Source organism: Streptomyces sp. CA-142005 (assembly GCF_050942335.1).
In the GTDB taxonomy this organism is placed as follows: domain Bacteria; phylum Actinomycetota; class Actinomycetes; order Streptomycetales; family Streptomycetaceae; genus Streptomyces.
Genome location: NZ_CP192078.1, coordinates 5,090,059 through 5,103,651, shown reverse-complemented (window position 1 = coordinate 5,103,651; position 13,593 = coordinate 5,090,059). Strand labels below are relative to the sequence as shown.

Genomic DNA, 13,593 nt, shown 5'->3' with positions numbered 1-13,593 from the left:
GTTTCCGTGGAACCCGAGGCGGCGGGCCGAAGCGCTCGGCGAGGACCGCAGCAGGCTCGGCGGTGCCTCAGATGCTCTCGTCGAGCAGTTGCTCGATCACGACCGCGACGCCGTCCTCGTTGTTGGCGACCGTACGGCCCGACGCGGCGGCGATGACGTCCGGGTGGGCGTTGCCCATCGCGTAGGACTGGCCGGCCCAGGTCAGCATCTCGACGTCGTTGGGCATGTCGCCGAAGGCGACGACCTCCTCGTGCGAGATACCCCGCTCGGCGCAGCACAGGGCGAGCGTGCTGGCCTTGGAGACGTCGGGGCCGCTCAGTTCCAGCAGGGCGCTGGGGCTGGAGCGGGTGACGTTGGCCCGGCCGCCGATCGCGAGCCGGGCGAGGGTGAGGAAGGCGTCCGGGTCGAGATCCGGATGGTAGGCCAGGATCTTGAGCACGGGCTGGTCGGCGTCCGGGCCGTCGGGGGCGAGGAGGCGCTCGGCGGGCAGGAGGTTGTCCGGTATCTCCATGTGCAGCTTGGGATAGGCCGGCTCCTGGTGGAAGCCGTACGTCTGCTCCACCGCGAACACCGTGCCGGGCGCCACCGCGCGCAGCAGCCGTACGGAGTCCAGGGCGTTCTCGCGCGCCAACTCGCGTACCTTCACGAAGCGGTGGGCGCCGGGGCCGCCGTGCAGGTCGACGACGGCGGCGCCGTTGCCGCAGATCGCCAGGCCGTGGCCGTGCACGTGGTCGCTGACGACGTCCATCCAGCGGGCGGGGCGGCCGGTGACGAAGAAGACCTCGATGCCCGCCTCCTCGGCGGCGGCCAGCGCGGCCACGGTCCGCGGGGAGACCGACTTGTCGTCGCGCAGCAGGGTGCCGTCGAGGTCGGTGGCGATCAGCCGCGGCCGTACGGCGGCGGACGGGGTCCCGGGCTGTCTGGTCGCTGAGGTCACCCGGTCATTCTCGCGCATATGCCCGCACGGCCGTGCGGAACTCCGCACAGATGAGACACACATGACGTCGAGCCTCGCTGCCGTACCGATCAGTCCAGCTGGGCGGGGGCTTCCATGGCGATCTGCTCGAAGACCTTCTCGTCCGCGGCGAAGTCGGAGTCCGGGATGGGCCAGTGGATCACGATCTCGGTGAAGCCCAGCTCCCGGTGGCGGCCGGCGAAGTCCACGAAGGCGTCCACGGACTGAAGCGGCCGGGCGCGGTCGGGGGTGAAGCCCGTGAGCAGGATCTTGTCGAGGCCGGTCACGTCCCGCCCGGCGTCCGCGCAGGCCTCGGACAGCTTGGCGATCTGCCCGCGCAGGGCCTCGACGGACTGCTCCGGGGTGCCGTTCTCGTACAGCTTCGGGTCGCCGGTGGTCACCCATGCCTGGCCGTGCCGCGCGGCGAGCCTGAGGCCGCGGGGTCCGGTGGCCGCCACCGCGAACGGCAGCCGGGGTCGCTGCACGCAGCCCGGGATGTTCCGGGCCTCGTGCGCCGAGTAGAAGCGGCCCTCGTGCGTCACCGCGTCCTCGGTGAGGAGCCGGTCCAGCAGCGGCACGAACTCGGCGAACCGGTCGGCGCGCTCGCGCGGGCTCCACGGCTCCTGGCCCAGCGCCGTCGCGTCGAAGCCGGTGCCGCCGGCGCCGATGCCGAGGGTGATCCGGCCGCCGGAGATGTCGTCGAGGGAGATCAGCTCCTTGGCGAGGGTCACCGGGTGCCGGAAGTTCGGCGAGGTCACCAGCGTGCCGAGGCGCAGCCGCTCGGTGGTGGCAGCGGCGGCGGTCAGCGTCGGGACCGCGCCGAACCACGGGCCGTCACGGAAGCTGCGCCAGGACAGGTGGTCGTAGGTGTACGCCGTGTGGAAGCCGAGCTGCTCGGCCCGCACCCAGGCCGAACGGCCGCCCTCGCTCCAGCGGCGGTACGGCAGGATCACGGTGCTCAGACGCAGACTCATGGGTCCGAGAGTAAGCGGACGCACGGACGACGGACCAAACGGTCACCGAACGCGGCTGCTCAACCACGGGCTGAGCAGGGCCATGGGGACGTATTCCTTGTGTGTACGGTCGCCGGGCAGCGGGACGACGAGGCGGTAGCCGGGCGGGAAGCGGCGCGCCTTGACATGGGCGAGGCCCTCGAAGACGGAGCGGAGGAAGGCGGGCACGTCGTCGCGCGGGATGTCGGGGCACTCGATGCCCTCGACGGTGATCAGCGCGTCGTCCTCCGGATAGAGACGCACACTCACCCGGGGTACGCCGCCGACCTCGACGTACGCCTCGTGCGGCAGGGAGCCGTCGGGGTCGGCGGTCACACCGATGCCCGCGGCGCTGCGGCGGGAGGTCTGGTCGGCGCCGATGTCGTGGGTCACCTCGATCTCGCGCGCGTAGTGGACGGCGAGGGCGCGCAGCGCGGCGACGGCGGACTCGGTGGTCGGCAGGTGCTCGGGATGTTCGGGCGGGTGGTCCATATCACTGATCATGACGGCGGTCGGGTGCGCGTGTCGGCCGGGGGCCGGGGCACGCAGCGGGCCGAACGTTCAGTGCGGTCCAGGAAACCGCAGGTAGCGCGGGGGTACGGCCTTCGTCAACCAGACGCCGTTGGCGCTGACATGAAAGACGTGGCCGTCGCGGTGCATAGCTCCGGCGTCGACGGTGAGCACCACGGGGCGGCCGCGCCGGGCGCCGACCCGGGTGGCGGTCTCGCGGTCGGCGGAGAGGTGGACGTCGTGCCGGCTCATGGGCCTGAGGCCGTCCGCCCGGATCGCGTCCAGGTTGCGGGCGACGGTCCCGTGGTAGAGATACGGCGGCGGGGTCGCCGGGGGCAGCCCGAGATCGACCTCGATGCTGTGGCCCTGGCTGGCGCGGATCCGGCTGCCCTCGATCTTGAAGCGCTGTTTGTCGTTGGCGGCCACCACGTGGTCCAGTTCCTCGCGCGTGAACCGGAAGCCGTGGGCGGCGGCCGCGGCGATCAGCGTGTCGATCTCCACCCAGCCGCCCTGGTCCAGGGTGAGCCCGATGCGCTCCGGCTGGTGGCGCAGGTGTTTCGAGAGGTACTTCGACACCTTCACGGTGCGTCTTTCGTCCATGCGTCCAGGGTGAGGGAGAGATATGGATCACGCAGGTTCTTTTTGCTCGTAGGTTTGGTCCACAGCCAAGTGGTGTTATCCACAGGGGAATTGACGATCCTGTGGACAAGTGACGTGCAGATTAGGGAGATTCGGGAACTAGCGTTGCTCTGTGAGGCGCATGAGGTCAGACGTGCCAAGTTGCGGTCCCTCAGCTTGCGTTCAGTTGCCAGCGTGATGACCGCGGCAACGTATTCATTCCCAACGAGCCTGTGTGCGGCCCGGATCGCCTCAGTAGGAGAGCGGCCGGATTGCTCTTCGCAGGATTCGCCGTCCCCAGGTGTGTGCGCGGACGTCCGGTCACCAACGCGGGTATCACTCCGGCGAGTTCACCTTCCATGGCCTGCCGGACCCGAGGGCGCAGCCGACGTACCAGTCGGCCGATTCCGCCGCGTTCGCGTCCGTACGGTGACCGGCAGCGTCCAGGCAGCGCGCGAAGACGTACTCGGTGGTGAACTGCTGGAAGTGGGCGGCGATGTGCTCGGTCTGTCTCCTCAACTCCCTTGGCCCGACGTGTGATCGCGGGTAGCGATACAGCGGCCGGTGCAACTCGGTGTCCACGGACGGCGCTTGGTGACTCGGGGAACGGCCGTGAACGGCTAGTGACCAAGGTGCGACCCCCAGGTCCTCACAACTTCGGCTCCACCCGAGCCAGCCCCCGCAACGCCCCCGGCAGAAAACGCGACAGCAGATGCGCGCCCCGCGCTTCCGGCGTCACCGGCACGACCGCCTTGTTGCGGACCACGGCGTCCAGGATGGCCTCGGCGACCTTCTCCGGGGGGTAGTTGCGCAGGCCGTACAGCCGGGCGGAGTTCTTCTGGCGGCGCCGCTCCTCCGCCTCGTCCACTCCAGCGAAGCGAGCCGTGGAGGTGATGTTCGTGTTGACGATGCCGGGGCAGATCGCGCTCACCCCGATGCCCTGACCGGCGAGTTCGGCCCGCAGGCACTCGGAGAGCATCAGCACGGCGGCCTTGGAGGTGCCGTAGGCGGGCAGGGCCCAGGAGGGCTGGAACGCCGCCGCCGAGGCGATGTTGACGATGTGCCCGCCCTGGCCGCGCTCGGCCATCCGCGCGCCGAAGAGCCGGCAGCCATGGATCACACCCCAGAGATTGACGTCCAGGACCTTGCGCCAGTCCTCGGAGGTGGTGGCGAAGAAGGAGCCCGACAGCCCGATGCCCGCGTTGTTGACCAGCACGTCCAGCACGCCGTACTCGCGGTGCACCTTCTCGGCGAGCTTCTCCATCGCCTGCTCGTCGGAGACGTCGGCCAGCTCCGCCCAGGCGTCGGGCGCGCCGATCAGCCGGGACAGCTCGGCGGTGCGGGTGGCGGCCTCGGCGTCGCGGTCGACGGCCACCACACGGGCGCCGGCCTCCGCGAACGCGAACGCCGTGGCCCGGCCGATGCCGCTGCCGGCCCCGGTGATCAGGACCAACTGGCCGCCGAACCGGTCGGCGTGCCGGCCGGTGGCCTTGGGTTCCGGGCGGCCGCCGTCCACGGACATGACGAATTCCTCGATCCAAGAGGCGAGTTGATCAGGGCGGGTGCGCGGGACCCAGTGCTTGGCCGGAAACGTGCGGCGGGTCAGCCGGGGCACCCACTGCTCCAGGTCGTCGTACAGGCGCTCCGAGAGGAACGCGTCCTGCTGCGGCGTGATGAGCTGCACGGGCGCGTGCGCGTACGCGTCCGGGCGCGGCCTGAGCAGCCGGGCGCGGACGTTGTCCCGGTACAGCCAGGCGCCGTGCGCCGCGTCGGAGGCGAGGGAGGGGGTCGGGTAGGCACCGCCGGGGACCTTCTCGACCCGCTGGAGGATCTTCGGCCAGCGTTTGCCGAGCGGGCCGCGCCAGGCCAGTTCCGGCAGGGCCGGAGTGTGCAGCAGGTACACGTACCAGGACTTGGCGCCCTGGCCGAGGAGCTGGCCCACCCGGCGGGGCGTCGGGCGCCGCACGCGCGCGTTGATCCAGTGCCCGAAGTGGTCCAGGGACGGGCCCGAGATCGAGGTGAAGGAGGCGATACGGCCCTCGGTGCGGCCGACCGTGACGAACTCCCAGGACTGCACCGAGCCCCAGTCGTGCCCGACGAGGTGGACCGGGCGGTCCGGGCTCACCGCGTCCACGACGGCCAGGAAGTCGTCGGTGAGCTTGGCCAGCGTGAAGCCGCCGCGCAGCGGTTTGGGCGCCGTCGAACGTCCGTGGCCCCGGACGTCGTACAGGACCACATGGAAGCGGTCGGCCAGGCGGAGGGCGACCTCGGACCAGACCTCCTTGCTGTCCGGGTAGCCGTGCACCAGCACCACCGTGGGCTGCTCCGGATCGCCCAGCTCGGCCACGCACAGTTCGACCCCGCCGGTCGCCACCCTGCGCTCCCGCGCACCCTTCAACGTCACGTCCGCCGCCGCTCCTCCCGACCCGCCCGCCGTCACTTCTCCTCCGCCCAGCGCCGCACGTGCGGCAGCTCGTCGTCCAGCCAGAACGCGCTCTCCTCGGGGTCCTTGGAGTCGGTGACCACGAGGATCTCCTCGAACTTCGCACCCGTGCCCCGGAAGCCGAGGTGCGGTTCGACCGCCCACAGGCCCGGCCGCGGCGGATGGTCGGAGAAGCGGTACGGCGACCACAGCGGTGACCAGCCCTCGCGGTGGCCGCGCAGCGCGTCGGAGGCCAGACCCTTCAGGGACTGCGTGCCGAACCCGAACAGGTGGGGGGAGAAGCGGCGCTGCTTCACACGGTCCACCTTGTGGGCGATCACACCGAACGGGTACGCGCGATGCCGGTTGGCATACCCCTGGCGGACCATGAGACGGTCCACGTCCTCGTAGATCTCGCGCAGCGGCCGACGCTCGCGCACCTCGCGCAGGATCAGCTCGCGGTGCGCCTCCAGATCGGCCATGAGCCGTTCCTGCACCGGGTTGACGCCGAGTGAGCCCGAGTAGCCGATGTCCGCCGTGTAGCCCTCGTGGACCGGCGCCATGTCCAGGATGAACGGCATCCCGGGCTCCAGGGCGCGGCCGGTGGGGAAGAACTGCAGCGGTACGCGGAAGTTCACGAACGCCGTGCGGTCGCCGAACCAGGCGAAGGGCAGATGGAACCAGTCCCGCACCCCGCGCTCGCGCAGCCACTCCCGCTGCATCCGGGCCGCCTCGCGTTCGGTCACGCCGGGTTCCAGCCGCGCCGCGACCGCCTCCGCGCATTCGTAGGCGAGGCGCTGCACCCGCCTGAACCCCCGCAACTCCACGGAGAGTTTGCTGCTCACTGCCGTCGTCATGCCGCCCCGTCCCGTCGCGTCACCGGCTCGTCCCGTCGATGCGACGACTCGTCTGTGGACCGCTGTACTCGTCCGTAACTTGACACTGGCGAATGTGGCAGTTGTTAGAGGCCGCGTCAATAGGACGGCTGACAGGCTGTGGAGAACCCGGGGTAACCCTGAGGCGTGGCATCCCCTAGGGCCCCGTAATACTTGGGTCGGACGCGAAGACGGCTCTGAGGTCTGACGACCGGCGTGGCCTGAATCACTACCGTCGTAGGCGTGACTGTGATCGCGACCGAAAGCCTGAGCAAGCGGTTCCCCCGGGTGACCGCGCTCGACCGGCTGTCCGTGGACATCGGAGCCGGTGTGACCGGACTCGTCGGAGCCAACGGCGCCGGCAAGTCCACCCTGATCAAGATCCTGCTGGGTCTGTCCCCCGCCACGGAGGGCCGCGCCGAGGTGCTCGGCCTCGACGTCGCCTCCAAGGGCGGCGCCATCCGCGAGCGCGTCGGCTACATGCCGGAGCACGACTGCCTGCCGCCCGACGTCTCGGCCACCGAGTTCGTCGTCCACATGGCGCGCATGTCCGGCCTGCCGCCCACCGCCGCGCGTGAGCGCACCGCGGACACCCTGCGCCACGTCGGACTGTACGAGGAGCGCTACCGCCCCATCGGCGGCTACTCGACCGGCATGAAGCAACGGGTCAAGCTCGCGCAGGCGCTGGTGCACGACCCGCAGCTGGTGTTCCTGGACGAGCCGACCAACGGCCTCGACCCGGTCGGCCGGGACGAGATGCTCGGCCTGATCCGCCGCATCCACACCGACTTCGGGATCTCGGTCCTGGTCACCTCCCACCTCCTCGGTGAACTGGAGCGCACCTGCGACCACGTCGTCGTCATCGACGGCGGCAAGCTCCTGCGCTCCAGCTCCACCACCGACTTCACCCAGACCACGACCACCCTCGCGATCGAGGTCACCGACAGCGACACCCACCCCGACGGCACCCGCGCGGTCCGCGACGCGCTCCACGCGCGCGGGGTGGAGACCCAGAACGAGGGCGCCGGACTCCCCGGCGCCGGACACATCCTGCTGCTGACCGCCCAGGGCGAGGAGACGTACGACCTGGTCCGGGACGTCGTCGCCGACCTCGGCCTCGGCCTGGTGCGCATGGAGCAGCGCCGGCACCACATCTCCGAGGTGTTCACCAGCAGCGCCGAGCACAGCGGCGACGAGCAGCGGAAGGAGGCCGTCCGCCATGGCGGTTGAGCACCCCTTGCAGCCCCTGACCACACCCCCGGGCGACCAGACCCGCATCCACGACATCGGCTACCGTGGCTACGACGGCCCGCGCCTCGGCCGCGCCTACGCCCGCCGCTCGCTGTACGCGCAGTCCCTGCGCGGCGCCTACGGCCTCGGCCGCTCGGCCAAGTCCAAGGTGCTGCCGATGCTGCTGTTCGCCGTGATGTGCGTGCCCGCGGCCATCATGGTGGCCGTCGCGGTCTTCACCAAGGCGCATGAACTGCCCGTTGCCTACACCCGCTACGGGATCATGATGCAGGCCGTGATCAGCCTGTACGTCGCCGCGCAGGCACCCCAGGCGGTCTCCCGCGACCTGCGCTTCAAGACGGTCCCGCTGTACTTCTCGCGGCCCATCGAGACCGCCGACTACGTACGCGCCAAGTTCGCCTCGCTCGCCTCGGCGATCTTCATCCTGACCGCCGCTCCCCTGCTCGTGATGTACGTGGGCGCGCTGCTGTCCAAGCTGGGCTTCGCCCACCAGACGAAGGAATTCGCCGAGGGACTGGTCTCCGTGGCCCTGCTCTCCCTGCTCTTCGCGGGCATCGGCCTGGTCATCGCCGCCGTCACCCCGCGCCGCGGCTTCGGCATCGCCGCCGTGATCGCCGTGCTCGTCATCTCCTACGGAGCGGTCAGCACCCTCCAGGCCATCGCCGATGTGCAGAACCACACCTCCGCCATCCCCTGGATCGGCCTGTTCTCCCCGGTCACGCTCATCGACGGCGTCCAGTCGGCCTTCCTGGGCGCGACCGCCCGCAACCCCGGCGCGGTGAGCCCGTCGACCGGGCAGGGCCTGGTCTACGTCCTGGTCGTGCTCGCCCTGATCGCCGGCAGCTACGGCCTGCTGATGCGCCGCTACAAGAAGGTGGGACTGTGACCACGCTCAGCATCGACCACGTCTCGCGTTGGTTCGGCAACGTGGTCGCCGTCAACGACATCACCATGACCATCGGCCCCGGGGTCACCGGCCTGCTCGGGCCCAACGGCGCCGGAAAGTCCACCCTGATCAACATGATGGGCGGCTTCCTCGCCCCCTCCACCGGCACGGTCACCCTCGACGGACAGCCGGTGTGGCGCAACGAGCGGATCTACCGGCACATCGGCATCGTTCCCGAGCGCGAGGCGATGTACGACTTCCTCACCGGGCGCGAGTTCGTCGTCGCCAACGCCGAGCTGCACGGTCTCGGCGACAAGGCCGCCCAACGGGCCCTCGCCACGGTCGAGATGGAGTACGCACAGGACCGGAAGATCTCCACGTACTCCAAGGGCATGCGGCAGCGCGTGAAGATGGCGAGCGCGCTGGTCCACGACCCGTCGCTGCTCCTGCTGGACGAGCCGTTCAACGGCATGGACCCGCGCCAGCGCATGCAACTGATGGACCTGCTGCGGAAGATGGGCGACGAGGGCCGCACGGTGCTGTTCTCCTCGCACATCCTCGAAGAGGTCGAACAGCTCGCCCGGCACATCGAGGTCGTCGTCGCGGGGAGGCACGCCGCCAGTGGCGACTTCCGCAAGATCCGCCGGCTGATGACCGACCGCCCGCACCGCTACCTGGTCCGCTCCAGCGACGACCGCGCCCTCGCGGCCGCGCTGATCGCCGACCCTTCGACTGCGGGCATCGAGGTCGACCTGACCGAGGGCGCGCTGCGCGTCCAGGCCGTCGACTTCGGCCGCTTCACCGCCCTGCTGCCGAGGGTCGCCCGGGACCACGGCATCCGACTGCTCACGGTCTCGCCGTCCGACGAGTCCCTGGAGTCCGTCTTCTCGTATCTGGTCGCGGCGTAGGAGGCCGAAGATGTACGACCCCACCGTCGCCCGGCTCACCTACCGGGCCCTGCTCGGCCGTCGCCGGGCCCTCATCCTCGGCGTGCTGCCGCTGCTGCTGATCGTGATCTCCGTGGCCGTACGCGGCCTGACCGGAGCCGACGACCAGACGGCCTCCGACGTCCTCGGCGGCTTCGGGATCGCCACGATGGTGCCGATCATCGGCGTCATCGCGGGCACGGGCGCGATCGGACCGGAGATCGACGACGGCTCCGTCGTCTATCTGCTGTCCAAGCCGCTGAAACGGCCCACGATCATCTTCACCAAGCTGATCGTCGCCATCGCCGTGACCATGGTCTTCTCGGCGGTCCCGACCCTGATCGCGGGCCTGATCCTCAACGGCAACGGCCAGCAGATCGCCGTCGCCTACACCGTCGCCGCGCTGGTGTCCTCCATCGCCTACTCGGCGCTCTTCCTGCTGCTCGGCACCGTCTCCCGGCACGCGGTGGTCTTCGGACTCGTCTACGCGCTGGTCTGGGAGGCGCTGTTCGGCTCGCTGGTGCCCGGCGCGCGCACGCTCAGCGTCCAGCAGTGGTCGCTGGCCGTCGCCCACAAGCTCGCCGGCGGTGACCTGGTGACCTCGGACGTGAGCCTGCCGACGGCCACGGTGCTGCTGGTGGCGGTGACCGTGCTGGCCACCTGGTACGCCGGGCAGAAGCTGCGGACGCTGAAGCTGGCGGGCGAGGAGTAGGCCCGCCGGGGCTCCCGCCAGGGCTCCGGGGCTCCTGCGGGGCCCCGAAGCCTTGACGGGGACTTCATCTCGACCCGGGCACACTGGGCAAAGCGGATGTACGGCTAGGAGGCCGGCCATGGCAGAGGAGATACCGCAGCACGACGGGTGTGGGCGCTCCGGCGGTGACATGTGGGACGAGCTGGTCCTGGACGAGTCCTTTGTGCGCTCCGCCGAGACCTCCGAGCCGTCCGCGAGAGCACGGATGCTGGCTGCCCGCTGGCGGGCCGAGGAGCCGGAGCCGCAGCCATGGCGCTCCGACGAGCCCCCGGCGGGCTGGTTCTTCAGCAAGGCGCGCCGGCGCAGATGGCGCCGGCGCTAGCGGCGCCCTTTTATTCGCTGGCGCCCAACTCAGCGGTGAGGCAGAGTGATTGTGCCCCATCCGCCGGGATCGTCCCGGCGTCATGAACCGGGAGTGGAGGTGGGCGATGTCCATGCACGGCAGTACGCCCAGCTCCCGCCAGGGCAGCCCGAGGCCGGCTCCGGTGTAGTTACCCCGCCGTGGAGCCCTAGGAGCTGCCCGGGGCGGCCGCTTCGAGCACGCGATGTCGCTCTCGCGTGGGCCGCCCACCCGGAGGATTGGCCGAGTGGTAAGGCACCGGTTTGCTAAACCGTGGTCGGGCCTGGAAAGCCCGCGCACGTTCGATCCGTGCATCCTCCGCGAGACGTTGTCACTGGGACTTGGCCGACTTGCCGGCTGGGAGTCTGTGGAGTGGCGCCCGGTGCTGTGGGTGGCCGACGGGGCGACTCACTCGCGGGCGCCGGCAGGATGCCCTCTGCCCGCAGCGGCGGCGGTGCTTGGAAGGCGCCGGTACTGCGACGCCCCAGGGGCGGGGGGAACTGCGCGACCAGCCACGATGCACCCGCACCCGGCGACGGACCGCACGTCGCACGGCGAGCCCCGGCTGCTAAGCCAGCAATCGCTCCAGCACCACCGCGATCCCGTCCTCCTCGTTGGAGGAGGTCACTTCGTCGGCCACCGCGCGGAGCTCCTCATGGGCGTTGGCCATGGCCACGCCCCGGGAGGCCCAGGCGAACATCGGGATGTCGTTGGGCATGTCGCCGAAGGCGATCGTGTCCGCGGCCTTCAGACCGAGGCGGCGGGCTGCCAGGGAGAGGCCCGTGGCCTTGGACAGGCCCAGCGGGAGGAGTTCCACGATGCCCGCGCCCGCCATGGCCACGGTGACGAAACCGCCGGCGGCCTGCCGGGCGGCGTCCGCCAGCTCGTCGTCGCCCATCGTCGGATGCTGTATGTAGATCTTGCCCAGCGGAGCCGCCCAGAGGTCGGACGCGTCCGTGAAGGGGGTGGCGGGGAGCTTGCCCGTGACCGCGTAGCCCGGGCCCACCAGCACCTCGCCGTCGAGACCGTCCCGGCTGGCCGCCAGGTACAGCGGACCCACCTCGGCCTCGATCTTGGCCAGGGCCACCCCCGCCAGCTGCCGGTCCAGGGTCACGGACGTCAGCAGGCGGTGCGCCCCGGCGTCGTAGACCTGTGCGCCCTGGCCGCAGACGGCGAGTCCCTCGTAGCCGAGGCCGTCCAGGATGTGCCGGGTCCAGGGGACCGCGCGGCCGGTGACGACGATGTGGGCCGCGCCCGCCGCGGTGGCCGCGGCAAGCGCGTCCCGGGTGCGCCGGGAGACCGACTCGTCGGAGCGCAGGAGCGTTCCGTCGAGGTCGGTCGCGATCAGCCGGTAGGGGAAGCCGGTCACTTGGCGACCGGCTCCAGGACCTCCCGGCCGCCCAGGTACGGGCGCAGCACCTCGGGGACCCGGACCGAGCCGTCGGCCTGCTGGTGGTTCTCCAGGATCGCCACGATCGTGCGCGGTACGGCGCACAGCGTGCCGTTGAGGGTGGCGAGCGGCTTGACCTGCTTGCCGTCGCGGACGCGGATCGACAGCCGGCGGGACTGGAACTCGGTGCAGTCCGAGGTCGAGGTCAGCTCGCGGTACTTGCCCTGGGTCGGGATCCACGCCTCGCAGTCGAACTTGCGGGCGGCCGAGGCGCCGAGGTCACCGGTGGCGACGTCGATGACGCGGAACGGCAGCTCCAGCGAGGTCAGCCACTGCTTCTCCCACTCCAGCAGGCGCTGGTGCTCGGCCTGGGAGTCCTCGGGGGCGACGTACGAGAACATCTCGACCTTGTCGAACTGGTGCACACGGAAGATGCCCCGCGTGTCCTTGCCGTGCGAGCCGGCCTCGCGGCGGAAGCAGGGCGAGAAGCCCGCGTACCGCAGGGGCAGCTTGTCGGCGTCGATGATCTCGTCCATGTGGTAGGCCGCCAGCGGGACCTCGGAGGTGCCGACCAGGTACAGGTCGTCCTTGTCGAGGTGGTAGACGTCCTGGGCGGCCTGGCCGAGGAAGCCGGTGCCGGCCATGGACTGCGGGCGGACCAGCGCCGGGGTGAGCATCGGGGTGAAGCCCGCCGCGGTGGCCTGGGCCATCGCCGCGTTCACCAGGGCCAGCTCCAGCAGAGCGCCGACGCCGGTGAGGAAGTAGAAGCGGGAACCGGAGACCTTGGCGCCGCGCTCGACGTCGATGGCGCCGAGGATCTGGCCGAGCTCCAGGTGGTCCTTGGGCTCGAAGCCCTCGGCGCCGAAGTCACGGACCGTGCCGTGCGTCTCCAGCGTGGCGAAGTCCTCCTCGCCGCCGACGGGCACGTCGGGGTGGACGAGGTTGCCGAGCTGGAGCAGCAGCTCCTGGGTCTCGGCGTCGGCCGCGTCGCGCTCGGCGTCGGCGGCCTTGACGTCGGCGGCGAGCTGGCTCGCCCGCTTCAGCAGCTCGGCCTTCTCGTCGCCGGTGGCCTTGGGGATCAGCTTGCCGAGCTGCTTCTGCTCGGCGCGCAACTCGTCGAAGCGGACGCCGGAGGACCTGCGCCGCTCGTCGGCAGACAGGAGGGAGTCGACGAGCGCGACGTCCTCTCCACGGGCGCGCTGGGACGCGCGCACACGGTCGGGGTCCTCACGGAGCAGGCGAAGGTCAATCACGAGGCCAAGGCTACCGGTGCGGGCTCGCCGCTCACGAATCCCTATTCCAAGCAGCTCGGATTCGCCACCATTTGTCGCTTGCGTTCCGTAATGCGCAAATTACGCAGCGTGATGTGTCAAAACCCGTCGGCGGCATCCGGAACCGCCCGGAACGCGTCAACGGAGAGTGTCTCACTCCCTGGGACGGGGCGGTGCTCCGGCGCCGGGTTGACCGGATTTCCTTGTGGAGGACGGGACTTCGCGGGCCCGCTGTCCACAGCGATCCACACCCCTCCGAAGAGTTATCCACAGGCTGTGTGGAAGGTCTGTGGATTTCGGAATTGATCACTCCGGAACATCGCGGCGGACTGGAGAATTCCCAGGACAAACCCTGTTCACACCCACTTTTGAGTGGAAAGGGGTCGCTCCAAAAGATGAATCAATG

At 70.4% G+C, this 13,593-nt stretch carries 14 protein-coding genes and 1 tRNA gene; 6 read left to right on the top strand and 9 right to left on the bottom strand.

Translation table 11 applies throughout. The features are described from left to right. Nucleotides 1–67: 67 nt before the first annotated feature. From ACQPXS_RS24000 to ACQPXS_RS23970, 7 genes are all read right to left on the bottom strand, one after another. Entirely contained in the window at nucleotides 68–955 is an 888-nt protein-coding gene (locus ACQPXS_RS24000; protein WP_433451326.1) for an HAD hydrolase family protein, read from the bottom strand. A 71-nt stretch (nucleotides 956–1,026) separates the two neighbouring features. Then, nucleotides 1,027–1,929, bottom strand: coding sequence for an LLM class flavin-dependent oxidoreductase (locus ACQPXS_RS23995; RefSeq protein ID WP_433451324.1), 903 nt, complete (start codon nucleotides 1,927–1,929; stop codon nucleotides 1,027–1,029). Nucleotides 1,930–1,971: 42 nt separating this feature from the next. Then, the gene (locus ACQPXS_RS23990) at nucleotides 1,972–2,451 is read right to left on the bottom strand and encodes a hypothetical protein (protein WP_433451322.1); all 480 of its coding nucleotides are present in this window, start codon (nucleotides 2,449–2,451) and stop codon (nucleotides 1,972–1,974) included. A 57-nt stretch (nucleotides 2,452–2,508) separates the two neighbouring features. Beyond that, entirely contained in the window at nucleotides 2,509–3,057 is a 549-nt protein-coding gene (locus tag ACQPXS_RS23985) for an RNA 2'-phosphotransferase (protein ID WP_399172911.1), read from the bottom strand. Between the two features lie 354 nt (nucleotides 3,058–3,411). Next, the gene (locus ACQPXS_RS23980; RefSeq protein ID WP_433451321.1) at nucleotides 3,412–3,594 is read right to left on the bottom strand and encodes a hypothetical protein; all 183 of its coding nucleotides are present in this window, start codon (nucleotides 3,592–3,594) and stop codon (nucleotides 3,412–3,414) included. 130 nt (nucleotides 3,595–3,724) lie between these two features. Continuing rightward, nucleotides 3,725–5,479 carry an SDR family oxidoreductase gene (locus tag ACQPXS_RS23975; protein ID WP_433451320.1) on the bottom strand — a complete coding sequence of 585 codons (1,755 nt, stop codon included), beginning with the start codon at nucleotides 5,477–5,479 and terminating at the stop codon, nucleotides 3,725–3,727. 32 nt (nucleotides 5,480–5,511) lie between these two features. Beyond that, entirely contained in the window at nucleotides 5,512–6,354 is an 843-nt protein-coding gene (locus ACQPXS_RS23970; RefSeq protein ID WP_433451318.1) for a M24 family metallopeptidase, read from the bottom strand. 267 nt (nucleotides 6,355–6,621) lie between these two features. On the opposite strand from ACQPXS_RS23970, the gene ACQPXS_RS23965 reads away from it, so the two are divergent. From ACQPXS_RS23965 to ACQPXS_RS23940, 6 genes are all read left to right on the top strand, one after another. After that, nucleotides 6,622–7,602: an ABC transporter ATP-binding protein gene (locus tag ACQPXS_RS23965; RefSeq protein ID WP_433455916.1), complete on the top strand. Its 981-nt coding sequence runs from the start codon at nucleotides 6,622–6,624 to the stop codon at nucleotides 7,600–7,602. Next, nucleotides 7,592–8,509 (top strand): ABC transporter permease, encoded by a 918-nt coding sequence (locus tag ACQPXS_RS23960; RefSeq protein WP_433451316.1) that lies wholly within the window; start codon nucleotides 7,592–7,594, stop codon nucleotides 8,507–8,509. Before ACQPXS_RS23965 ends, ACQPXS_RS23960 begins: the two co-directional genes overlap by 11 nt. Then, on the top strand, nucleotides 8,506–9,417 hold the full coding sequence (locus ACQPXS_RS23955; RefSeq protein ID WP_351802787.1) for an ABC transporter ATP-binding protein: 912 nt from the start codon (nucleotides 8,506–8,508) through the stop codon (nucleotides 9,415–9,417). Before ACQPXS_RS23960 ends, ACQPXS_RS23955 begins: the two co-directional genes overlap by 4 nt. 10 nt (nucleotides 9,418–9,427) lie before the next feature. Then, a complete protein-coding gene (locus ACQPXS_RS23950; RefSeq protein WP_433451314.1) occupies nucleotides 9,428–10,147 on the top strand; it encodes an ABC transporter permease subunit in 720 nt (239 codons plus the stop codon). Between the two features lie 118 nt (nucleotides 10,148–10,265). After that, nucleotides 10,266–10,508 (top strand): hypothetical protein, encoded by a 243-nt coding sequence (locus ACQPXS_RS23945; protein ID WP_433451312.1) that lies wholly within the window; start codon nucleotides 10,266–10,268, stop codon nucleotides 10,506–10,508. A 251-nt stretch (nucleotides 10,509–10,759) separates the two neighbouring features. Next, nucleotides 10,760–10,847 (top strand) — tRNA-Ser (locus ACQPXS_RS23940). 247 nt (nucleotides 10,848–11,094) lie between these two features. On the opposite strand, the gene ACQPXS_RS23935 is transcribed toward ACQPXS_RS23940, so the two are convergent. Together ACQPXS_RS23935 and serS are read right to left on the bottom strand one after the other, a co-directional pair. Beyond that, nucleotides 11,095–11,895: an HAD family hydrolase gene (locus tag ACQPXS_RS23935; RefSeq protein WP_433451310.1), complete on the bottom strand. Its 801-nt coding sequence runs from the start codon at nucleotides 11,893–11,895 to the stop codon at nucleotides 11,095–11,097. Then, complete coding sequence (gene serS, locus ACQPXS_RS23930) at nucleotides 11,892–13,169, bottom strand: serine--tRNA ligase (RefSeq protein ID WP_356300949.1); 1,278 nt, start codon at nucleotides 13,167–13,169, stop codon at nucleotides 11,892–11,894. The genes ACQPXS_RS23935 and serS overlap by 4 nt, the downstream gene beginning before the upstream one ends. Between the last annotated feature and the right edge of the window lie 424 nt (nucleotides 13,170–13,593).

Bases quoted from the DNA above. Each gene is read 5' to 3' on its own strand.
- ACQPXS_RS24000 (WP_433451326.1), bottom strand. From the start codon at position 955: ATGCGCGAGAATGACCGGGTGACCTCAGCGACCAGACAGCCCGGGACC.
- ACQPXS_RS23995 (WP_433451324.1), bottom strand. From the start codon at position 1,929: ATGAGTCTGCGTCTGAGCACCGTGATCCTGCCGTACCGCCGCTGGAGC.
- ACQPXS_RS23990 (WP_433451322.1), bottom strand. From the start codon at position 2,451: ATGATCAGTGATATGGACCACCCGCCCGAACATCCCGAGCACCTGCCG.
- ACQPXS_RS23985 (WP_399172911.1), bottom strand. From the start codon at position 3,057: ATGGACGAAAGACGCACCGTGAAGGTGTCGAAGTACCTCTCGAAACAC.
- ACQPXS_RS23970 (WP_433451318.1), bottom strand. From the start codon at position 6,354: ATGACGACGGCAGTGAGCAGCAAACTCTCCGTGGAGTTGCGGGGGTTC.
- ACQPXS_RS23960 (WP_433451316.1), top strand. From the start codon at position 7,592: ATGGCGGTTGAGCACCCCTTGCAGCCCCTGACCACACCCCCGGGCGAC.
- ACQPXS_RS23950 (WP_433451314.1), top strand. From the start codon at position 9,428: ATGTACGACCCCACCGTCGCCCGGCTCACCTACCGGGCCCTGCTCGGC.
- ACQPXS_RS23945 (WP_433451312.1), top strand. From the start codon at position 10,266: ATGGCAGAGGAGATACCGCAGCACGACGGGTGTGGGCGCTCCGGCGGT.